The organism is Exiguobacterium sp. HVEsp1 (assembly GCF_002009685.1).
Lineage (GTDB): Bacteria > Bacillota > Bacilli > Exiguobacteriales > Exiguobacteriaceae > Exiguobacterium > Exiguobacterium profundum.
In genome coordinates this window covers 1,567,445-1,588,843 of sequence record NZ_KV917367.1, presented here as the reverse complement: position 1 = coordinate 1,588,843, position 21,399 = coordinate 1,567,445, and the positions used below count along the sequence as shown (strand labels likewise).

At 50.7% G+C, this 21,399-nt stretch carries 26 protein-coding genes and 2 riboswitches; of the genes, 16 read left to right on the top strand and 10 right to left on the bottom strand.

The features are described 5' to 3' along the window. Position 1: 1 nt before the first annotated feature. The 5 genes from BV910_RS14720 to BV910_RS08160 are packed head-to-tail and all read left to right on the top strand — an operon-like array spanning position 2 to position 4,312. Positions 2-241, top strand: coding sequence for a DUF6171 family protein (locus BV910_RS14720; protein WP_143404767.1), 240 nt, complete (start codon positions 2-4; stop codon positions 239-241). 15 nt (positions 242-256) lie between these two features. Next, positions 257-1,261 (top strand): aldose epimerase family protein, encoded by a 1,005-nt coding sequence (locus tag BV910_RS08175; RefSeq protein WP_078146980.1) that lies wholly within the window; start codon positions 257-259, stop codon positions 1,259-1,261. Then, positions 1,258-2,427: a sn-glycerol-1-phosphate dehydrogenase gene (locus BV910_RS08170; protein WP_078146979.1), complete on the top strand. Its 1,170-nt coding sequence runs from the start codon at positions 1,258-1,260 to the stop codon at positions 2,425-2,427. The genes BV910_RS08175 and BV910_RS08170 overlap by 4 nt, the downstream gene beginning before the upstream one ends. Continuing rightward, positions 2,424-3,371: a glycoside hydrolase family 43 protein gene (locus BV910_RS08165; RefSeq protein ID WP_078146978.1), complete on the top strand. Its 948-nt coding sequence runs from the start codon at positions 2,424-2,426 to the stop codon at positions 3,369-3,371. Before BV910_RS08170 ends, BV910_RS08165 begins: the two co-directional genes overlap by 4 nt. Beyond that, positions 3,368-4,312 (top strand): glycoside hydrolase family 43 protein, encoded by a 945-nt coding sequence (locus tag BV910_RS08160; RefSeq protein WP_078146977.1) that lies wholly within the window; start codon positions 3,368-3,370, stop codon positions 4,310-4,312. The genes BV910_RS08165 and BV910_RS08160 overlap by 4 nt, the downstream gene beginning before the upstream one ends. Positions 4,313-5,285: 973 nt before the next feature. Here BV910_RS08160 and BV910_RS08155 read toward each other — a convergent pair. From BV910_RS08155 to BV910_RS14795, 3 genes are all read right to left on the bottom strand, one after another. Next, positions 5,286-5,702: a DM13 domain-containing protein gene (locus BV910_RS08155; RefSeq protein ID WP_240499831.1), complete on the bottom strand. Its 417-nt coding sequence runs from the start codon at positions 5,700-5,702 to the stop codon at positions 5,286-5,288. 209 nt (positions 5,703-5,911) lie between these two features. After that, positions 5,912-6,436 (bottom strand): peptide-methionine (S)-S-oxide reductase MsrA, encoded by a 525-nt coding sequence (msrA, locus tag BV910_RS08150; protein ID WP_078146976.1) that lies wholly within the window; start codon positions 6,434-6,436, stop codon positions 5,912-5,914. A gap of 67 nt (positions 6,437-6,503) precedes the next feature. Continuing rightward, positions 6,504-6,603: riboswitch (SAM riboswitch) on the bottom strand. Positions 6,604-6,647: 44 nt separating this feature from the next. Then, a complete protein-coding gene (locus tag BV910_RS14795; RefSeq protein ID WP_168169845.1) occupies positions 6,648-6,809 on the bottom strand; it encodes a hypothetical protein in 162 nt (53 codons plus the stop codon). 113 nt (positions 6,810-6,922) lie between these two features. On the opposite strand from BV910_RS14795, the gene BV910_RS08145 reads away from it, so the two are divergent. Then, the gene (locus tag BV910_RS08145) at positions 6,923-8,329 is read left to right on the top strand and encodes an amidase family protein (protein ID WP_240499830.1); all 1,407 of its coding nucleotides are present in this window, start codon (positions 6,923-6,925) and stop codon (positions 8,327-8,329) included. 65 nt (positions 8,330-8,394) lie between these two features. Then, positions 8,395-9,456 (top strand): dual-specificity RNA methyltransferase RlmN, encoded by a 1,062-nt coding sequence (gene rlmN / locus BV910_RS08140; protein ID WP_031423599.1) that lies wholly within the window; start codon positions 8,395-8,397, stop codon positions 9,454-9,456. Positions 9,457-9,493: 37 nt separating this feature from the next. On the opposite strand, the gene BV910_RS08135 is transcribed toward rlmN, so the two are convergent. Together BV910_RS08135 and BV910_RS14955 are read right to left on the bottom strand one after the other, a co-directional pair. Beyond that, the gene (locus tag BV910_RS08135) at positions 9,494-9,913 is read right to left on the bottom strand and encodes a class I SAM-dependent methyltransferase (RefSeq protein WP_240499829.1); all 420 of its coding nucleotides are present in this window, start codon (positions 9,911-9,913) and stop codon (positions 9,494-9,496) included. Further along, the gene (locus tag BV910_RS14955; RefSeq protein ID WP_240499828.1) at positions 9,898-10,092 is read right to left on the bottom strand and encodes a class I SAM-dependent methyltransferase; all 195 of its coding nucleotides are present in this window, start codon (positions 10,090-10,092) and stop codon (positions 9,898-9,900) included. The genes BV910_RS08135 and BV910_RS14955 overlap by 16 nt, the downstream gene beginning before the upstream one ends. Before the next feature lie 148 nt (positions 10,093-10,240). Between BV910_RS14955 and BV910_RS08130 the strand changes: the two genes are divergently transcribed. The 7 genes from BV910_RS08130 (at position 10,241) to BV910_RS08100 (ending at position 16,167) form a co-directional block, all read left to right on the top strand. Then, positions 10,241-11,122 (top strand): SMP-30/gluconolactonase/LRE family protein, encoded by an 882-nt coding sequence (locus tag BV910_RS08130; RefSeq protein WP_078146974.1) that lies wholly within the window; start codon positions 10,241-10,243, stop codon positions 11,120-11,122. A 12-nt stretch (positions 11,123-11,134) separates the two neighbouring features. Further along, positions 11,135-11,401, top strand: a complete 267-nt coding sequence (locus BV910_RS08125) for a hypothetical protein (protein WP_078146973.1) — start codon at positions 11,135-11,137, stop codon at positions 11,399-11,401. Between the two features lie 112 nt (positions 11,402-11,513). Next, positions 11,514-12,713: a GTP-binding protein gene (locus BV910_RS08120; RefSeq protein ID WP_078146972.1), complete on the top strand. Its 1,200-nt coding sequence runs from the start codon at positions 11,514-11,516 to the stop codon at positions 12,711-12,713. A 59-nt stretch (positions 12,714-12,772) separates the two neighbouring features. Continuing rightward, positions 12,773-12,873: riboswitch (TPP riboswitch) on the top strand. Between the two features lie 83 nt (positions 12,874-12,956). Further along, positions 12,957-13,547, top strand: a complete 591-nt coding sequence (locus tag BV910_RS08115) for a YkoF family thiamine/hydroxymethylpyrimidine-binding protein (RefSeq protein ID WP_012726388.1) — start codon at positions 12,957-12,959, stop codon at positions 13,545-13,547. After that, entirely contained in the window at positions 13,540-14,115 is a 576-nt protein-coding gene (locus BV910_RS08110; protein WP_012726387.1) for an ECF transporter S component, read from the top strand. Before BV910_RS08115 ends, BV910_RS08110 begins: the two co-directional genes overlap by 8 nt. Further along, positions 14,081-15,451, top strand: coding sequence for an ABC transporter ATP-binding protein (locus tag BV910_RS15030; RefSeq protein ID WP_078146971.1), 1,371 nt, complete (start codon positions 14,081-14,083; stop codon positions 15,449-15,451). The genes BV910_RS08110 and BV910_RS15030 overlap by 35 nt, the downstream gene beginning before the upstream one ends. Then, positions 15,433-16,167: an energy-coupling factor transporter transmembrane component T family protein gene (locus BV910_RS08100; protein ID WP_078146970.1), complete on the top strand. Its 735-nt coding sequence runs from the start codon at positions 15,433-15,435 to the stop codon at positions 16,165-16,167. The genes BV910_RS15030 and BV910_RS08100 overlap by 19 nt, the downstream gene beginning before the upstream one ends. A 9-nt stretch (positions 16,168-16,176) precedes the next feature. Here BV910_RS08100 and BV910_RS08095 read toward each other — a convergent pair whose 3' ends face one another. Both BV910_RS08095 and BV910_RS08090 read right to left on the bottom strand, forming a co-directional pair. After that, complete coding sequence (locus tag BV910_RS08095; RefSeq protein WP_012726384.1) at positions 16,177-16,764, bottom strand: DUF1643 domain-containing protein; 588 nt, start codon at positions 16,762-16,764, stop codon at positions 16,177-16,179. 28 nt (positions 16,765-16,792) lie between these two features. After that, complete coding sequence (locus tag BV910_RS08090; protein WP_240499874.1) at positions 16,793-17,476, bottom strand: lytic transglycosylase domain-containing protein; 684 nt, start codon at positions 17,474-17,476, stop codon at positions 16,793-16,795. 86 nt (positions 17,477-17,562) lie between these two features. On the opposite strand from BV910_RS08090, the gene BV910_RS08085 reads away from it, so the two are divergent. Continuing rightward, a complete protein-coding gene (locus BV910_RS08085; RefSeq protein ID WP_078146968.1) occupies positions 17,563-18,258 on the top strand; it encodes a CPBP family intramembrane glutamic endopeptidase in 696 nt (231 codons plus the stop codon). On the opposite strand, the gene BV910_RS08080 is transcribed toward BV910_RS08085, so the two are convergent. Beyond that, positions 18,191-19,114, bottom strand: a complete 924-nt coding sequence (locus BV910_RS08080; protein WP_078146967.1) for an alpha/beta hydrolase — start codon at positions 19,112-19,114, stop codon at positions 18,191-18,193. The two genes, BV910_RS08085 and BV910_RS08080, sit on opposite strands and share 68 nt — an antisense overlap. 181 nt (positions 19,115-19,295) lie before the next feature. On the opposite strand from BV910_RS08080, the gene BV910_RS08075 reads away from it, so the two are divergent. Next, entirely contained in the window at positions 19,296-19,703 is a 408-nt protein-coding gene (locus BV910_RS08075; RefSeq protein ID WP_078146966.1) for a hypothetical protein, read from the top strand. Here BV910_RS08075 and BV910_RS08070 read toward each other — a convergent pair. Further along, positions 19,654-20,331, bottom strand: coding sequence for an ABC transporter ATP-binding protein (locus BV910_RS08070; protein ID WP_078146965.1), 678 nt, complete (start codon positions 20,329-20,331; stop codon positions 19,654-19,656). The genes BV910_RS08075 and BV910_RS08070 overlap by 50 nt on opposite strands. After that, positions 20,328-21,341 (bottom strand): ABC transporter permease, encoded by a 1,014-nt coding sequence (locus tag BV910_RS08065; protein WP_078146964.1) that lies wholly within the window; start codon positions 21,339-21,341, stop codon positions 20,328-20,330. The genes BV910_RS08070 and BV910_RS08065 overlap by 4 nt, the downstream gene beginning before the upstream one ends. Positions 21,342-21,399: the final 58 nt, after the last annotated feature.

Here is a 21,399-nt window from a genome sequence, read left to right as displayed (position 1 = left end):
GATGACAGTGGCGAAGACGCGGCGATGTCGGACCTGTCCACCGCAAACGACAGATCATGACTGGCTGTTGACCATCGATGCGGAAGTCATGGAGCAGGTGTCGGATACGGAATATGAGGCACGCCTCACCCATTGCGCGGCTTGCCCGTTCCAGCAACAAGATACTTGCTTGAAATGTGGGTGTTACGTCTCGTATCGGGCACGACTCGCGACGAAGCACTGCCCAGTGAACGTTTGGTAAAAAGGAGTGGATGTCATGAAGCGGCAACTAGAAACAGCGATTGACGAGTCGACAATCACGCTCGAGAACGATGTGTATCGATTGAACATATTGACTTACGGAGCGACGTTGCAAGAATTTTCGATTCAGGATGACGGCTGGAAAAATATCGTCTTGTCGTACGACACAGTCGAGGCGTACATGCAGGACACGTATTATTTGGGTGCGACGATCGGACGGGTCGCCGGACGGATCGACCAGAGTACGTTCGACCTGGATGGCGTGACGTATCACGTGCCTGCGAATGAAGGTGTCCATCACCTTCATGGCGGAGAAGGTTTGAACCGTCGCGTCTGGACGGTCGAACAGAGGACGTCCGACCGTGTGACGCTTCATTGCGTCAGTCCGGACGGAGAGAACGGATATCCCGGGACACTCGATGTCCGCGCCACGTTCGAACTGGCCGACCACGGCGTCACCATCACATACGAGGCGACCTCTGATCAAGATACGGTGTGTGATTTGACGAACCATACGTATTTCAACTTGAGCGGAGGTGAGCGGGACATCTTGAACCATGAGCTTACGTTGTCCGCCGACACGTTCGCTGAGCTGCGGGATGATTTGATTCCGACGGGTCGCTTGCTTGAAGTCGATCAGACAGCGTTTGATTTCCGGTCTGGTCGTGTCTTGGCGGACAGTCTCGAGTCAACCCATCCACAAAACGAATTGGTCAACGGCTATGACCATCCGTTCGTCTTCGCGGAGCGACGGGAAGCGAGACTATATGAGCGAGAGTCACAGCGAGAGTTGACGATCTCGACGACGGCCCCGGCCATCATCCTCTATTCGGGCAATCAGATGAACGAGACGACTTCATTGCGTGAAGGGACGTCGAGACGTCACTACGGCGTCTGTCTGGAACCGCAACACCTCCCTGATGCGGTTCACCACGAAACGTTCCCGTCGATTCGCTTGAAGGCGGGAGACACGTACCGTTGGCAAACGACGTACCGCGTCGAGACAGGAGTCAGCCGATGAACCTCGAACAGATTAACGAACACGTTCAAGCTTGTGATTGCGGGAACCCCCATCACGCGATCACGATTGAACGGATGGTCGCGTCCGAACACGTCTGGGTCGAATTGGCTGCGTTCGTCCACGAAAAAGAGTGGAACCGTCTCCTCGTCGTCGCCGACATGAATACCGAGCGCGTCGGGTTTCTCCCGCTACGAGAAGCCTTGATTGATATCGGAGTTGATGTGTCGCTCGTCTCGCTTCAAGCGGATGAGCAAGGCGACGTGTTGGCGGAGGAACGCTCGGTCGTACAAGTATTGCTTCAACAAGATGAAACCGTCGATGCGCTCATTGCGCTAGGTGCCGGCACGATTCATGACGTCACCCGGTTCTGTGCGGCTAAAACGAAAGTACCGTTCATCTCGGTGCCGACCGCGCCGTCAGTGGATGGCTTCACGTCGAAAGGGGCCCCTCTTATTGTGAGAGGCAAGAAAATCACGTACCAGCTCGTTTCCCCGATTGCGGTGTTCGTCCCGAGTCAGGTGATTCGGAAGGCACCGGACGCATTGATCGCGGCCGGGGTCGGCGATATGCTCGGGAAATACACGTCCTTGTTGGACTGGCGGTTCGGAGCATTTGAAGGCGGTGAACCGTTTTGTCCGGGCGCCGCATCGCTGACGGAACAGGCGTTACAATCGTGTGTGGACGCCTTGCCTGCCATCTATAAACGAGACGCGGACGGGTTGGATCAACTGATGGAGTCGTTACTATTGTCCGGAGTCGCCATGTTGATTTTCGGTCATTCGCATCCAGCTTCTGGTGGTGAGCATCACTTGTCCCACTATTGGGAGATGGACTTCATCGCCAACCATCGTCCGGCGGTCCTCCATGGAACGAAAGTCGCCATCGCCACGATGGAACTCATCGATTCCTATAAAACAATGATGCTTGAATGGTCCGACACGCCGGGCGCGCTACGGGCGTGGGCCGAGCAGATGCCGACGCGGCAAGAGCTCGAACACATCTTCCACGCGTTGCAGGCACCGCTGCGGCCGGACGAGATTGGGGTCTCCTCGCTCCTGTTGGCGAGTAGCAAGAGAGAGGCGTACCGTTTGAGAGAACGACACACACTGTTAAAACATATGAGTTTGAACCGAACAGAATCTGAGATAGGGGAGCGTTCTTTATGAGAGAGACGATCACGAATCCGTTAGTGGAACAACGAGCGGACCCATGGATCATGCGCCATACAGATGGCTATTATTACTTCACGGCCTCGTTGCCGGACTTCACGGGCATCCCGCTCCGTCGGGCGAAGACGCTCGCGGCTTTGACCGAGGCGGAAGAACGAGTCGTCTGGACCAAACGTGAGACGGGCATCATGAGTGCGAACATCTGGGCCCCGGAATTACATCATATCCAAGGGAAATGGTACCTCTATTTCGCGGCCGCGCGAGCAGATCACGTCTTCGATCATCGGATGTATGTGCTTGAGAACAGCTCGGCGAATCCGCTCGAAGGGGAATGGGTCGAAAAAGGACAGGTCCGGACTTGGTGCGAATCGTTCGCGCTTGATGCGACGACGTTCGAGCACGAGGGGCGCCTTTATTATGTGTGGGCCCAAAAAGACCCGGCCATCGATGGTAACTCGAACCTCTACATCTCTGAGATGGAGAATCCGTGGACGCTCACAGGGCCACAGACGATGATTGCGACGCCGGAGTATGACTGGGAGAAGATTGGGTTCCTCGTGAACGAAGGCCCGGCCGTCTTGAAACGGAAAGGCCACATCTACATCACGTTCTCTGCGAGTGCGACGGACCATCACTACTGCATGGGCCTTCTGCGCGCTAGGGTGACGAGCGATTTATTGGACGCGGCGAGTTGGACGAAGCATCCCGAACCGGTCTTTGGAACCGATGAAGCGGCGAGTCAGTATGGACCGGGCCACAACAGTTTTACGACATTAGAAGACGGGACAGACATACTCGTCTACCACGCCCGCAACTATAAAGAAATTGTCGGGGACCCGCTTTGGGACCCGAATCGACATACGCGTGTCCAACCGTTCATATGGGATGAAGCCGGTCCTGTGTTCGGCCGACCGATACGTGACGAGGAGGTAGTAAGATGAACCAAGTAGAGGATCGACATTTGATTTTAGAACAGCGGGCCGACCCATGGGTCTACTTGCATACGGATGGCTATTACTACTTCACGGCGTCGGTGCCTGAGTATGACTTGATTGAGTTACGCCGCGCCAAGTCGCTTCAAGCGCTTCGGACGGCGGAGCCGGTGACCGCATGGGTCAAACACGAGACAGGCCCGATGAGCGACTTGATTTGGGCTCCTGAACTGCATTACATTCACGGCAAGTGGTACCTCTATTTTGCGGCCGCGAAGTCGCGGGGCATCGTCAACGGTCTGTTCGACCACCGCATGTTCGTATTGGAGAACGAATCGGCAAATCCGCTCGAAGGGGAATGGGCCGAAAAAGGCCAAATTCAGACCGAATGGGATTCATTCGCACTCGATGCAACCGTGTTTGATCATAAAGGGACTCACTATTTGGTGTGGGCTCAAAAAGATCCGGCCATCGAGGGGAACTCTAATTTATACATCGCCGAACTCGAAAATCCATGGACGATCAAATTGCCGCAGGTCATGCTGACGAAGCCTGAGTATGATTGGGAGACACGTGGTTTCCTCGTCAATGAGGGGGCGGCTGTATTGAAGCGAAACGGCCACATCTTCATCACGTATTCGGCGAGTGCGACCGATGAAAATTACTGCATGGGTATGTTGTGCGCCTCGGAGGACGCTGATGTGTTAAACCCGGCATCGTGGTCGAAATCGTTCCGACCGGTGTTCCAGACGAATGCAGACGTAAGTCAATTTGGTCCCGGTCACAACAGTTTTTCCGTGAACGAAAAAGGAGAAGACGTTCTGATTTACCATGCTCGGACGTATACGGAAATCGAAGGGGACCCACTCTACGATCCGAACCGTCATACGCGTGCACAAGTGTTCACGTGGAATGAAGAAGGGCGCCCGGAGTTTGGGTCTCCTCAATGAGAAATAAAACCATTTGAGTGATTAATGCCATATCTTATCATTCAGAGAATATATGCACAAAGCAGGTTGATAAACATAATTTTTAACCAATATAAATGATGTTTAAGTAAGTGTAATTGCCGGCCAACAGATACATTTGTCGACTATTTTACTTACTTGTTTGAGGTGAAATTGGAGATGTTCCCAGATTTTTTCCGGACTCTCGAGGTAGCTGTCGAGCTCTTGTCCTATTTAGTCCGATAGCGTTTCGAGATTGGCTCTCCGTTCTTCGTTCGTCTTCATCTTGGCCATCGCATCAGATTCCTTCATTTAGCAAGTCAGTGACAGACTTGTAGTATCCATAAATTAGTTCAGTTCACATTCAAGTTGTGGCGATGATTCTGGGATGTCGAGTAACAGCCATGTCTGTTCGAAATTGATGGGAAGCAAGACTATCTCGCAATACGAAATATCATTTAATAGATGATGGTCAGATACGGATATCCGGATGTTGTACAGTTTTCCATAGATAAGAACCGTGACGGTTTTCGGCTGAAGCGTCAGCAGTTGTCCCATCGTGAACGGACGGACGAGTGGTCACATAAGATTCATCTGCTCTCTTAAGTTAGTGTGTCCTTCTATTGCTTTTGGTACTCAATGGGTTCCCGCACGACACTTGCTTATTGATTAAGTCATCGACATGATGGGAAATTTGTGTACTGATTGAGCGTCGGACGGAATTTTTGATGGGTTCACTCTTCTCATTCATCTGTTGCACTTTCGCCAGTTTAAGCATCTAAAAGAGTATAGCGTTGCGGAACGAGTTGACGTCCAGCGGAGGATATTCTGATTCTCTTGCGCAAACTTGAAGGTGTCGCGGACGGCGAAACGCTTTGCATATACGCAATTGAAGATTGATGATTGCTTTATATTATTTCAGCCGATTTCAAATGAAAAGAGGGTGGCCGATTCATTCAGCCACCCTTCAGTCTGTTCATTCACTTGATTCAGTCAGTTCTCCCGTCCCGAACGTCGCACTGAACGCACGGCACCAGATGACGACGGTGTTATACTCTTCTAGATTCACATCCTCAGGGATTAAATAGTTTTGATTCCCGATGTTCCCTCTTAGCGCCCCTAGACTGACGCCTTCGGTCGTCTCTTGTCCTGGTTTCGTCAAATAGACGAACAAGTCTGGACCGTTCGTCGTCTCGAACTCTTCAAATCGGAGATACGTTCCATCTTCTGCCTCGACCGAGCGGATTGTGCCGGTCGTCTCATAATTTTTCTCCCCGTCCATGAATACACCCGCTACTTCGGTTGGACTCGGTTGTGCTTCCGGTGTCTCGGACGTCTCTTGATCTGATTCCTCTTCCTCTGGAGCTGGTGATTCGACTGCTGTCGGCGGCAATCCTTTATCGACCGACTCGGTTAAGAATAGTGGGGAGATGAGTCACCAGGCAACAGCGATTACGGCTACGCCAATCACACCGATGATGAGTTTCGTGCTTGTTTTCATATATGAGTCCTCCTTTTCGGATGTATGAACCGTTATTTCCCATTTCCCGATTAATGTGCTAATTAAAAGACGCGAATGCTAACATTCGCGTCTGATGACCGTTATACGGTTTCCGTCCAGTTTTCCTCGATGAACTCGTCGCGTCCCGAGATGGCCCGGTCTTCCTTATAATGCTTCGGATTCTTTTTATGATAATCCTGATGGTAGTCTTCTGCAGCGAAGAACGTCGTCGCCGGAATGATTTTCGTGACGATCGGAGCCGTGAAGCGACCACTTGCCGCCAACACATCGCGACTCGCCTCAGCCGCGATTCGTTGTTCTTCGGTGTGATAGAAGATGGCTGGGGCATACTGAGGTCCCCGGTCTTGGAATTGACCACCATCGTCCGTCGGGTCTGTCTGAATCCAATACAGCTCAAGAAGACGTTCATACGAGAATAATGCTGGATCATATGTGATTTGAACGACCTCGAGGTGCCCCGTCGTCCCGGTTTTCACTTGTTCATACGTCGGATTGTCGACCTGTCCGCCCATATAGCCGGACACGATACCTTCAATCCCTGGTAATTCTTCAAATGGTGTCACCATGCACCAAAAACAGCCGCCTGCGAATGTTGCTTTTTCCATACTGTCGTTCCCTCCAAATCGTCATTCAACAAAAAAGCGCTCACGTCGGATGACATGAGCGCTTTCGTCATATCGTCCAAGGTTTCCCTTGCTGGTCGTAGCACCTTGCCTAAGGCAGGTTGCTGTGAAGTCGCGGAGCCAGATCTCTCGTTCACTCTTGATATCGATATGTAGTTGGTGAGAGCATCATACCACCCTCAAAATACATTCGTCAATGATTCGGTTTTCGTTTCAACTGAAAAACCGTCAAGACGATGATGAATCCAATCAACCCGATGGAAATGAGCGTACCATACGGCACATTCTCCCCATATAGCTGTAAGAAAAATAGACCGAATACGGCAAGTAACACAAAGACATAGGAGCGAGTCATTGGGACCTCCTGTTTTTTCTTAAGTGTATCAAGAACACATCGACTTGGCGATACGAAAAGGAAATCAGACGTAGAGCACGAATAAAGGGGGAGAGGTAAAGGAGGAATGCTTGATGGAACAAATCCAATTACATGAACTGACGATTGAACGTGCGCATCGTGGGTATAAAGAAGGACAATTCACGGCGAGAGACGTGACCGCCTACTATTTAGGACGGATTGCGACGTATAATGAACGACTTCACGCCGTCATTCAAGTCAATCCGGACGCGCTGTTCGAGGCAGAGGCAGCAGACCGGGCCTACAGAAAAGGGGTACGCAAACCGCTACTCGGCATCCCCGTCTTGATCAAGGACAATATCGAGACTACCGGTCTGATGCGAACGACTGCAGGTGCTACCGCGATGCGACATCATTTCGCCGGTCGAGATGCCGAACTCGTCAAACGGTTACGGGCTGATGGCGCCATCATCCTCGGGAAGGCGAACTTGTCTGAGTGGGCGAACTTTTTAACAGAAAATATGCCGAACGGCTGGAGTGCCGTCGGTGGACAGACGATGAACCCATACGGCGACGGGTTGGATGTCGGTGGGTCAAGCTCAGGGTCGGCTTCGGCGGTCGCGGCAAACCTTACACTTCTCGCAGTCGGATCTGAGACGAGCGGTTCCATCGTCCATCCGAGTGTCCATAACAGCATCGTCGGGATCAAGCCGACCGTCGGATTGATCAGTCGCTCCGGAATCATCCCGATCTCACGTTCTCAAGATACGGCGGGACCGATGGCGCGTACGCTTCGTGATGCGGTCATCGCCTTACAATCGATGTGCGGTGAGGATGAATCAGACCCGGCGACGTGGGAAACTCCAGTCGGACCGCCTTATGTGACATGTCTCGATGTGAGGCAAGCGGTCGGGATGCGTGTCGGATTTATCAAGCCAAATATTTCAGACGAAGAAGTCGGATTGTATGAGGGGGCGCTCCGATTGCTACGGCAAGCCGAGGTCGAACTCGTCGAGGTCACGCTACCAAAGCATGAGGCGCTAGGGCAGGCGGACATCCTGTTCGACGAATTCAAGCTCGGGGTCGAGGCGTATCTTGCCAATACGACCGTGCCGTTTAAAACGCTATCCGACCTGATCGAGTGGAATGCCGAACATCCCGAATCGATTCCGCACGGCCAGACCATCTTTGAAGAAGCGAACGCTAAATCTGGGAAACTGACTGAAGCGAGCTATCTCGATCGTCGCATCGAGGACGTCCGTCTCGCGAAAACGGAAGGGATTGACGCATTGCTTGCGTCGCATAAACTCGATGCACTCGTCCTTCCACATGACATGAACTATGACATGGCTGCAAAAGCAGGTCATCCGACCATTACAATCCCATATCATTTGAAAAAGAGCGGTGCCCCATTCGGTCTCTCGTTCACGGGGACGTGCTATGCGGAGCGTGATTTAATCCGAGTCGCTTATGCGTTCGAACAGTTCGTCACACGACCGACGCCTCCAGATTATTCGTAAGTTGCACCCGTCTCTCACGTCCGCTACAATGGTACGTATGCGGATTAGAGAAAGGACAGATTACAATGAAATCATCTATATACGGGTTGACGTTCGATCAACTCACAAACGAGTGTACGGAAGCGGGATACGGTGCCTTCCACGCACGTCAAGTTTGGGACTCGCTCTACATCGACCGGGTCAAATCGATGGACGACCTCAACGTACGTGACGAGGTGCGCGATTACTTAACAGAAAAATATGTCATCTCGACACAAGAACTGTTCGTCAAACAAGAAGCGGGCGACGGGACGGTCAAATTCTTACTTAAATTACATGACGGGCACTACATCGAGACGGTGCTCATGCGTCACAAATACGGACGTTCGGTCTGTGTGACGACTCAGGTCGGTTGTAACATCGGCTGTAGCTTCTGTGCGAGTGGCTTGTTGAAAAAGACGCGTGACTTGACGGCGGGTGAGGTCGTCGAGCAGATCATGACCGTCCAACACTTCCTCGATGAAGAGGGTGAAGGGGACCGCGTCAGCCATATCGTCGTTATGGGAATCGGTGAACCGTTCGATAACTTCGACAACTTGGTCGACTTCTTGCGTGTCGTCAAAGATGAGCGTGGACTTGCGATCGCTCCGCGTAAGATCAACGTGTCGACGAGTGGTCTCGCGGATAAGATCTACAAGTTCGCAGACCTTGATCTACGCATCAACTTGGCGCTCTCTCTACACGCGCCAAACGATGAATTACGTACTCGCATCATGAAAATCAACCGGGCGTTCCCGCTTGATAAACTCATGCCGTCGATTCGCTATTACGTCGAGAAGACGAACAAACGAATCACATTCGAATATATCCTGCTCTCGAAAGTGAACGATTTGCCGGAACATGCGGAAGAACTCGCCGACTTGATCGAAGACATCAAAGACAAGTCATACGTCAACTTGATTCCATATAACCCGGTCAACGAGCACATCCAATATGAGCGAAGCACGCCTGAGGACATCATGGCGTTCTACGACATCTTGAAAAAGCGTGGCGTCAACACTGGTGTCCGTCTCGAGCACGGGACAGACATCGATGCGGCATGTGGACAACTCCGCAGTAAGCATATGAACGTCGAAGGCGCGAAGTAAACAAATGGCCTCTCCGAATCTCGGGGAGGCCATTCGTTTATCGTTTTTGCCCGACATATTGAATCACAGCAGATTCGCCGTGATGAAGCGTGCCTTCTTCTCGCCAGACGACCGTCTCATGTAAGACGAGCGGTACGAAATCGTCCTCTAGTTGGTGGAACATCTCTTCGGTGTAAAGAAGTGAGGCGTCGTTTGGTCCACCTGTCCCGTAAGCGAGTTGATGTGTAGCGTAGACTTCACTCAGGAACAAACCACCAGGTCGAAGCGTTTGTTGAATACCCGTAAACACCTTTTCTCTGACGTGTGGAGGAAAGTGGCCAAAGATACAGATGACCATGTCATACGCCTTGTTTGGCCAATCGGCTTCATTCAAGTCGATTTGTTTCGTCTGAATGGACACGTTTCGTGACGTCGCCAAGCGTTTCGCTTTGTCGATCCCTGCTATAGAACGTCCCATATCTCGACTTCAAAGCCGAGCGTGGCGAGCCACACCGCGTTTCGACCTTCGCCCTCCGCGATGGCCAATACACGTTTTCTTTCAGGTTGATGAGACGTGACCCATTCGCGTAAAAATTCGTTTGGCTCTGTCCCATACACATACTCTTCCGAACTAAATCGTTCATCCCATTTCGACAAGCCATTCACTCCCTCGCTACGTTTCTTTCACTATAGCAAAACGAACGGACGACGGTGAAAATCCAACACGATTTTCTGGATTCATGCATAGTCCCAATGCGAGAGGGGAATAGATTTCTGAACTAATGGATAGAGTGGAGGCTAAGTGATGGAGAAAGTAGATGCGTCGTTGTGGATTCGTGTACGAAATACGCTTGGTGAAGGTCCGTGTTGGGATGCTGAGTTAAAGCGGTTTTATTGGGTAGATATCGAAGATCATACATTGTGGTGGTATGATGAACGTGAGGATGAAATCTCGTCGTTTGAAGTCAGGAAACAAGTCGGTTTCGTTATTCCAAAAGTGACGGATGGCGTTGTCCTCGGCTTGAAGGATGGCATTTATGAATGGGATGAGATCAATCGGGACTTGAAGAAGATTGTCGAGTTGGATGATCCGGACGGTCAATTGCGGTTCAATGACGGAAAAGCCGATCCATACGGTCGAATTTTCGCCGGAACACTTCATCTCGAAGACAAAGAGAATCAAGCGACATTGTATCGTGTCGATCGGGATGGTACGACGACGACACTCATGGATGAGCTCACACTTTCGAACGGGTTGACGTGGTCTCCTGACCATTCCGTTTTTTATCATATCGATACACCGACTGAAACGATTCGCCAATATGATTTCGATTTGAAGGCGGGTACGTTATCAAATGGAAAGGTCGTCATCGATTTCGCGGACGAGGATGGCTTCCCAGACGGTATGACATCAGATACGGAAGGATGTTTATGGATTGCGCATTACGCCGGAAGCAAAGTATCTCGCTGGAATCCATCAACCGGTGAAAAGCTGTTAGAAGTTCACGTTCCTGCACCGAATGTCACATCCTGCGCCTTCATCGGGGATGGGCTCAATCGATTGGCCATCACGACGGCTCGTGAGGGGATGGATGAGGAAGCGTTAGCCGAATATCCGGATGCTGGATCGGTATTTATCATCGATACAGAGGTGAAAGGGATGCCGCTTTATCGCTTTGGGCGTTGAGGAGGACATGCAATGGTGAAACGACTGTTAGTTCGAGCGGGTATTGGGTTGGCAGTTGCGGCAGCGGTCAAGATGGGAATTCAAAAGTTGCAAGAAAATCGAGCGCGGGAAGAAGATCATTCTTATCTCGACCCGAAATGGGACGAGGTGCCGAGTGTCGATTCTGACAAGGACGTGGATGAGGTCGGGTTGACGCAACTCGACTCCATCTATCGGGCGGAGTGGCAAGCGAACGCCTATCCCCGCTCGGAAGCAGAACGAAAAGCGTTGGAAGAATAAAAGCATGTTTTTCAAAACACGTCCGTGTGGCGTGTTTTTTTTGTTGACAAATCGAATCAGTCGTTACAGTATATAAAAAGTAATGATTACGATTTAAAGGAGGTTCATCAATATGAAACGAATTCCAATTACCGTACTCTCGGGTTATCTGGGTAGCGGAAAGACGACACTGCTCAACCACATCTTACATAACCGGGAAGATAAAAAATATGCGGTCATCGTGAACGATATGAGCGAGTTGAACATCGATGAGAAATTGATTGAACAGGGTGGTTTCTCCCGTACCGATGAAAAATTAGTCGAACTCTCGAACGGGTGCATCTGTTGTACCCTACGTGAGGATTTGCTGACAGCGGTCTATGAGTTGACAAACGATCGTGACCTCGATGGCATCATCATCGAGTCTTCTGGGATTTCAGAACCGATTCCCGTTGCGCAGACGTTCACGTATGCCGATGATGCGCTCGGAATCGATTTGACGAGCCGTGTCTATATCGATGCGATGGTCACTGTCGTCGATGCGTACCGCTTCTTCAAAGATTTCAATTCTGGTGAATCGCTCATGGAACGTCAACAAGCCGTCGATACAGGTGACGTACGTGAAGTCGTCGACCTACTCGTCGATCAAGTCGAATTTGCGGATATCATCGTGTTGAATAAGGCAGACCGGGTGTCTGGAGCGGAACTGCAGGAGATGAAGGGGCTACTTAAGACACTCAACCCGAGCGCGCGATTATTGACTTCAACATACTCCGACGTAGCGTTAGACGATCTACTCGACGTCCAGTTGTTCGATTTCGATCAGGCGATGCGTGCGGCGGGATGGATTCAAGAACTTGAGGCAGAAGAACATACGCCGGAAACGGAGGAGTATGGCATCAGCTCGTTCGTCTACCGTCGTCGTCGACCGTTCCACCCTGAGCGCTTGATGAATTGGATGGAGCACTATCCTGAAGAAATCGTCCGTGCCAAAGGCTTCTTGTGGATCGCGTCACGGAACGACCTTGCCTGTCTCTTCTCCCAGGCCGGATACGCATCGACGCTCGAACATGCCGGTCGTTGGTTAGCGACCCTTCCCGAGAGTGAACGAGAGGCCATGTTCGTCTCAGAACCTGAGCTGCGTGAAGATTACATCGAGCCGTACGGAGACCGACAGAACGAATTGGTCCTTATCGGTCAACGGATGGACCGGGAGGCGGTCGAGCAATCACTTGACGCCTGCTTGTTGACGGATGAGGAGATGGTAGCGGAGTGGGATTCGTTCCATGACCCACTTCCTGGTACTGGCCAACTCGTCACCTATTCAGATTGACCGTTTACAAACTGACGAAACATCGCTATACTGTGACTGCATAAGTAACCGCATATCAATGACTGCACTAGGGGTGCTTCGGCTGAGATGTGAGCATGGCTCCGATCCCTTATAACTCGATCCAGGTAATACTGGCGTGAGGAAGTGCGGCACTTTCTCTATGCAAGTTTGTATAGATTTTGTTGCTGCATTCTCATGAATGCGGCTTTTTTTTATGCAAACACATATAGAGGGGGAGACAAGATGAATGAATCATGTGGCACGAGTCCGATTGTCGGATTTCGCTTCACGCTTAGCCCGATGACAGATGACTTTGTCGGGACGATCAAAGGGGCATTGAAAGGAACGAATATGACGGGTGTGTGGCGACATACGGATGACGTGTCGACCGTGATCCGAGGTCGCGCCGAGCACGTGTTCGACGTCGCACGGACCGTCTTAAGCCTGGCTTCGGAGGAAGGACGCCATGTCTCGATGAGCGGAACCTTCTCTGTCGGATGTCCGGGAGATTCGGCAGGGGATGAGGTGCTCGAGGCACCACCACAACCACTGAATGGAATTTCAAGAGAACAGTATGTCTCGTCACAGTTCGCGCTTTATCCGATGGGGGCGGAGAACTATATGGATCTCATCTATGATGAAATCGAGCAAGCGAAACAGGCGGGTGTCTATAATGACTCCATGCACTACGCGTCAGGCATTCATGGGAACTTGGATGATGTGTTCTCGTATTACGAGTCGGCGTTCAACCGGACACGCGAGAAGAATCGACACGTCGTCATGACGGTGACGTTCAGTGTGAACAGTCCGTCACATGGAGGACAACATGCTTAAATCGTGGAAATTGAAAGAGGTCGTCCTCGTCTCCGTATTGTCTGTCGTCTTTGCCGTCGTCTACTTATTGTTTGTTCATATCGGGAACTTATGGGCAGGGTTGATTGGACCGATCGCCTATGAATGGATCTTCGGTATCTGGTTCATCGTGTCAATCATCTCGGCGTATATCATTCGGAAGCCGGGTGCGGCCTTCATCTCGGAGGTGATGGCAGCGACGATTGAAATGTTGATTGGGAATGCGATCGGACCGCGCATCATCTTGGTCGGTATCGTCCAAGGTCTTGGGGCGGAAGCAGTCTTTGCGATGACAGGTTATCGTCGATACGAGCTTTGGGTTCTCATGCTTGCTGGATTTGGCTCGGCCGTCACGAGTTTCGTGTACACTTACTTCATGAGCGGATTTGCGATGCTCGAACCGGGATATGTAGCGACGATGTTCGGGCTGCGGGCGGTCAGTGGCATGGTCATCGCAGGAATCGGTGGGAAGTTGCTCAGTGACCTGTTGCTCAAGACGGGGTCGCTTCGTGGCTATGCGATTGCTCGGAGTGGGAACGTCCATGGTTGAGACAGGATCGCTTTCATTCCGATTCCCCGAAAGTCTGGACACCATCTTAAAAGATGTGACACTATCCATAAAACCTGGACGCACGATTTTGACAGGAGCGAGCGGAAGCGGGAAGTCGACCCTGCTCGCGCTGTTCAACCGTCTCTATCCAGAGAATTGTGATGGGATCCTGGAAGGCAAACTCGAACTACTGGGACGCTCACACGACGACTACGCACCAGGCGAGATCAATCAGCGGGTCGGGACGGTATTCCAAGACCCGGACACGCAGTTCGTGATGGAACGGGTGGAAGAGGAACTCGTCTTCACACTCGAAAATTTGCAGACGCCGGTCGAGGTCATCGATCAGCGCGTGACGGAGATTCTCGAGTCACTCCAACTGACCGATTACCGAAATCGTCACATCGATTCCTTGTCAGGAGGGGAGAAACAGCGGATCGCCGTCGCTTGCGCCATGGTCGGACAACCGGAATGGTTGCTTCTCGATGAGCCGTTGACACACCTTGACCCAGTGACCGCGAATCGATTCGTCGACTGGCTCGATCACTTGGACAACGTGAACGTCATCGTTGTCGAACATCGCGCGCACTTGTGGGGAGACTTTTTTGATTGGCACATCGAACTCGATCAAGGACGGATTGTACGGAACGAGCCGTTTCAACCGGTCGATGATTTTTCATTCACACGATCGTCATTACCACGACAAGCAGTCGAACACTATGTGGTCGACGAGGTGGAGCGTGACACATTTCGATTAAAAGGAGTGACCCTAACAGCTCGTATCGGGGAAGTGATTGCCATATTAGGACCAAATGGGAGTGGAAAGTCGACGTTATTACGAAGTTTGACGGAGTCTGACCGTCGGGTCGGACTCGTCCCTCAATCTCCGGAACACTTATTTTTCATGAACTCGGTCGAGCAAGAGCTACAGTTTGGTCATGAGGAATCAATTGATAACGTACTAGAGGAGCTATCCCTCGAGGATAAACGAGTCCTCCATCCACTGTCGCTCAGTCACGGTCAGAAGCGACGACTCGCCGTCGGGATTCAGTTACTCTCAAACAAACAGTTGCTTGCCTTCGATGAACCGACGGCTGGCCAAGATGAACCGTCACTCCATGCACTAGAGATTTTGATGAAGCGGCATGCGGAAAAGGGACAGACGATCTTGTTCGTGACCCATGACTTATCGTTCGCCAATATCGCCCATACGTTCTATTTGATGAAGGACGGGGAACTCTCAGGACCATTCGGAGATGAGCTCTGGCAGGACACGGAGAGACTTCGTCATTATCGACTAGCGGGAGGTCGAAAGCGATGTCACTCCATGATATGAATCCGACGATCAAGTTTGGGACGATGACGATCATCATGTTCGGTCTTGCCTTGTTTTATAACCCGTGGACCCCGCTCGTCATCATTGTCGGTACGTTGACGATTCAATTGCTGGCGACGGACGTGTCCTGGAAGAAGTGGAGCCTGTTTTTGATTCCTTTTCTCGTCACGGCGCTCGGGACGTTTTGGACGACGCTCGTGTTTGGGAAGGAGCTCGGGGGAGAGACGTGGGTGACGCTTCTCGGTCAAGGCATTTCAAAAGAAGAGGCACGTATCGCCATGTCTCTTAGTCTACGTGTGTTGGCATTCACCGTACTGTCGCTCCTCTTTATGTTGACGACCGATTCGAAACGTTTCGTCATGAGTTTGATGCAACAGGCAAGGCTTTCTCCGACGATTGCCTATAGTGCGCTCGTCGGATTCCGCTTCCTTCCGTTAATGCAACGGGAGATGCATCAGCTACAATACGCGCATCGTCTTCGCGGCGTTCCGCTCGATACGAAATGGGAGCGGATTCGGCATGTCCCGAAACTACTTCTTCCACTGATGGCAGGTTCAATCCGACGTGCTGAACGTGTCGCCTTCTCCATGGAGGCGAGAGGTTTCACAAGTGGAAAACGGACCGTTTATGAGCGGATTGACGTCAAACCGTCCGATTACATATGGTCCGGTATATTCTTCACACTGTTCGGTCTTTCCATTTGGATTGGCATATGAAAAGACGACTCACGGAGAGTCGTCTTTTTTCGTTTCTTTCACGATGCGAAACTTCGGTTTGACCGATTCGTTGTTGAACGCCTCGAGAACGGTATTCTCGTTTGCCATTCGAATCTGTTGTGGCTCGCCTTTTGCTGTCGTACCGATGCAATACATGTTCGCTTCATAATCCGCAAAGAGCGATTTGTAAGATGTCGCGTGGTGCATCAAGCGACCTGGAGACCCCCAACCGACGATGATCATCCCGCCGCTTGCTTCTACCTCTTGTAACGTCTCTTCGACGTAATGGTAGTTCGTCTCATCGAGTTGAGACTCCACGTATGGAAGGTTGTCATTGATGGCGAGTGTCGGGACGAGACTGATGACCCGCATTTCTCGAATCGGTTGTGATAAATGATTTTGCATCAACATATAAGCACGCTGTGTCGTCGTGCCAGACAAAAAGGCATCGCTCATCCGCGGCGAGTAAATAATGACGGCGCAGATGACGCCATCCTCCACATCGGTGAACTCATACGTTCGCATATAGCGTTTCGTTTTATCTTCATTGAAGATTGATTTGACGCGGATGGTTACTTCTTCTACATGCGTGTTCATTTCCATTCCTCACTTTTTCATGTAAGCATCAGCCGAGCGATTTAAACCACTCGATATATCGAATCGTGTAATAAGCAACTCGTTGACTAAGCGTATCACGCTCATCCGGCATGAACGTCACGCTTGATTCATAGTTCTCGAAGTACGTCATGACATCATTGACATATTGCTCACTTCGATTGTATTCGAAGATAGCGTTTCGGACGGATGTGACTGAATCTGTTTTTTTTCCACCGTGTTCACTTAAATAATACGCCGCCGTGTGCGCAGAATCAACTAGACTGTGTGGGTCAGCTTTTCCATCGCCGTTTCCGTCGCGACCGAGTCCACCATACTGCTCAATCAAGGCAAGGTCCGTCAAATCTACTTCGTCTTCTGGGACATCGCCTTTTTGGTCATCGGTGTCATATTCCCAACCGAGCCAAGTGCGGGGCATGAATTGAAATGGTCCAATCGCACCGACAGACGAACGCATCGAAGAACTGTGCGAGAAGATGGTCTCTACCCGATGAACGGCAGCCAGTAGGCGCCAGTCCACGTCATACGTGTCAGCAGCGTCTTGATAGACGGCCAGATGCGTGTTCGGGACACCGTTCTCTCCATAATAGGTTCGATACAATCCATTGTTCACTTTATCATGTTGACCGAGCCAGCCGACTGCCCCGAGCAAAAGCACGAGCACAATGATGAAACCGGTCAGTCGCAGCATCATACGTTTCAAGATACCGCCTCCTAGCTTTTAGACAATACCCGAATAGTGTAGCATATAGCTAAGAGGAAGGACAGGAGTGGATATGGATGCTCGAACGTTTGATTTTTACAGCCATCATCGGCTACATGCTGATCGTTCAGATCTTTAATGCCAAATTGATTCGTCCCTTGATTGAAACGAGAGGACGGGCATGGGTGTACGAACAAACCGTGAAGTCGGCATGGGGACTGACCTTGTTGATTGTCGCCCTCATCTTTTTATTTCAAGTACCGTCAGCAGAAGTTGGATTGACATTCGCACCAGAAGCGGGGAACGAACAGGCTTGGCAAGTCTTTTACTTGTCATGCATCCTAGTCACCGTGACACTCGTCTTTTATCTCTTGGTCAAAACTTCAGCACGTCTCCGACATGTGTTACGCCCTTACTATGAGCTCGATTTAGAGAAGTTGCTACTACCCCGGACAAAAGCAGAAGAACAGGCGTGGAACGCCGTCTCGGTCACGGCTGGCGTGACCGAGGAATTCATATTCAGAGGAGTCCTGCTATACACGATTTCCCTCTATATCGAGGTGCCAGATGTGACTCTCGCCCTAATCGGGGGCGCCCTTTTCGGCGTGGCCCACGCCTATCAAGGGATAAAGGGAGTATTTATGACAGGGATTGTTGGATTCGGATTAGGCATCCTCTATTTAGGGATGGGAGTCCTTTGGCCGGTCATGGTGTTACATGTACTTCTAGATTTGATTGCCGGTCCAATCCATGTCGATGCAAAAAGCGAGTGACCGCCTCCTCATAGGCGAGAGCGTCCTTGATCATGCAATCGGTATGTTCTGCGCCATCGATCAATACCAAGTCGTTCTTCCGGTTCAATGCATTCATTTCGACCGACATCCACGTCGGGACGAAATCATCTTTTGAACCATGTACGAATAGGATTGGGGTCGTCGTTTCCGTGACGGCCTTTTTCGGTTGGACTTGTCTCATCGTGAACCCGGCACGAGACCAAAGGAAATAGTCGATTCCCGGTAAAATGAGCTCGGCTGGGATATGGTGTAACTCTTTCAATTGATAACGCATCAATTGTTTCATATCGTCAAACGGACATTCTGCGATGACGAAGTCGACGTTCGTGAGCGGAGTCGTCTGCAAGACGGTGGCCGCTCCCATTGAGACGCCGTGAAGCCCGACTTGATCGACTGTTTCCTCTTTCTTCAACCAGTCCACCCAGTCGATCATATCGACTTTTTCATGGAAACCGTATGAGGCATAAATCCCTTCAGACTCCCCGTGTGAGCGCAAGTCGACGGCAAGCAGGTTGTAGCCGAGACGATGGAACATGGCGAGGTGAGGGGCCATGAAACTATGTGATGCGGTATATCCATGTACGAACACAATCCACTTTGTTGACCCTTCATTCCGATAGATACGCCCGTAGAGGCGGTAGTCATCACGCGATTGAATCGAGACATGCTCGAACGGTACGTCATGATAAAAGGTGCGATCTTCGTCCGTATATGGAGCGAGTAACATCTCCGGAGTCTTTCGTTTGCCTCGCGTCATTCGTTTGAAGGCATAGTAGCTGATTGCGTAATAACCTGTGAAAAGTGATGCTAATCCAATTTTCCATTTTCGTTGCATTGATACCGACTCCTTTCAACGTTATTGTACCCGAAACGACTCGATACGGTCCTGTTTTCTTACATAAGGAGAAGGCATACGTAACATAATCGTGTGAATATCAGGAATCAAGGCACATGGAAAGACATGATTTTGAACGATACGATGGAGTGACAATAGCAGGAGGGCGGGGGGCATCTACATGGAGAGGTCAGAGATTTATCGAATGATTCAAAGGGTGTTGAGCGACAGAGAGGGAACGCTTGAGCGAGGAGTAACGTTCTCGTGGACACTTGAAGGTGATGAACGGATTGTCGGACTCGTATTTGATGTTATACTCGACCGGTATTTTCTATACAACAAAACAAGCCTCCTCACCGAGGTGCAAGAGATTGCGCGTCTAGTCGAGTGTCGACCAGAGGAAATCGTCCGCGCTTTCTCCTGTCTCTCGGGGATTCGACTCGAATCGAATCATATCATCGAACGACTGATGACCATCGAAGAGGCGACCATTTTAGAAAATGGATCAATCCGTGTTGCCATTCGCTTTGGAGGATGGCTCACTCATCAGCTGCATCAAATTGGTTGTGATGCCCTTCTCCCTTGTTGAGCTCGGTCAAGGTACCGTCAATCACGCGAAGGACACGATCACACACATCGAGCATGCGTTCATCATGTGTGATGACGACGACACGTCTTCCTTCCTCATGCGCTTGTTTGGCCAAGAGTTCCATTACAAGACGTCCATTCTCATAATCCAAACTCGCCGTCGGTTCATCTGCCAAAATGAGTTGCGGGGAGTTGATGAGGGCCCTAGCGACGGCCACGCGTTGCTTTTCACCTCCTGACAAGGTCGCCGGGAGATGGTGCAGACGGTGCCCTAAGCCGAGGTCGATCAACAGTTGCTTCGCATCCAACTTTTTCTTCTCTTGAATCAGCTCTAGTTGTTCGAGCACCGTCAAGTAGGGAATGAGGTGGGCCTGTTGAAACACGAACCCAACTTCATGCAGGCGTAACAGACGACGTTGTTCCTCATCTAATTCGAATACGTCTCGCTCGTTCATCAAAAATGCTCCTTGATCCGGTTTTCGCAACAGACCGAGGATGTATAACAACGTACTCTTCCCGCTACCGCTCGGACCGACGATGGCGACGCATTCCCCCGGTGAGACATGTAACTCGATGTCATTCAATACGAGCTGACCGTCAAACTGATGTGATACATGGCTTAACCTCATGATGCTTTCCCTCCTATGATTTCAATTGCGTCGACTTGACGGAGTTTCCATAACGGCAACAACGCACCAAGAACAGATAAGAAGATGAACATGGATCCGAATAGCGCGACATGACCGAAGTCGACGAGAAACGGCAATGATGATGGAATCAACGCATCGACGACGTACATGACCTCGATCGATGTGGCGACTGCCGCCGACACGATGACGATGACCTGAAAGAGCAGTGCCCGTCCGATGATACGTGGGGAGAGGCCGATTGCCTTCAGAATTCCGAGCTCAGGTAACTTTTGAAGCGTGAACAAATAAAAGAACGCGGTCAAAATAAACGTTCCGATCACGAGCAGAAAGGCACGCATCATAGTGAATGTGCTCTGTTCGGCACTATATCCAGGAACCGACTCAATCAAATCTTGTTGACTCATGACGAGCGCATCGGACATCGTGGATTCCGTTCCAATCTCAGCAGATACATATGGACGTTGTTCGGATTGATTCAAATAATCAAACCACGTCTCGTTCGTCGTGTAAATCACTGGTCCATGACTGTAGCGTCCAGGCGCCTCACCGGCGATCGTAAAACGATATTCGGACGCAAAGTCGGTCAACGTGTCACCTGTTCCAAGCTGTTCTGAGAGACTTGGGTCAAACAAGACTTCACCTGTTTCTAGATAAGTACCTGGGCCAATATTACTTCCACTTGGAAGGGCGAATAGCGTGACCTCTTCTTTTTTTCCATCAATCGTGACCGTGAGCTGTCGGACGCTCATCGTTTCGTTTGAAGTATCCGCTTTGACGTCTATAAACGATCGTGTCAATTGACCTTCTGAGTCCGGATCAAGTTGATACGTCGTAGCATTCAATTCGTGCAACGCAGAACCGTTATCATATGCGAGGCCGTCTGCTAGCCCTGTAATGAGTGTCGTCAACATGACAATCAAAAATGTGATCACGAACAACATGGAGAACTTTCTTTTCTGTCTCCACATCTCTTTCCAACCTAACTGCATAAAAAAACCTCCTTCAAGTGCTGATGAAGGAAGTGTACGCAACCAATATGAACAGAAT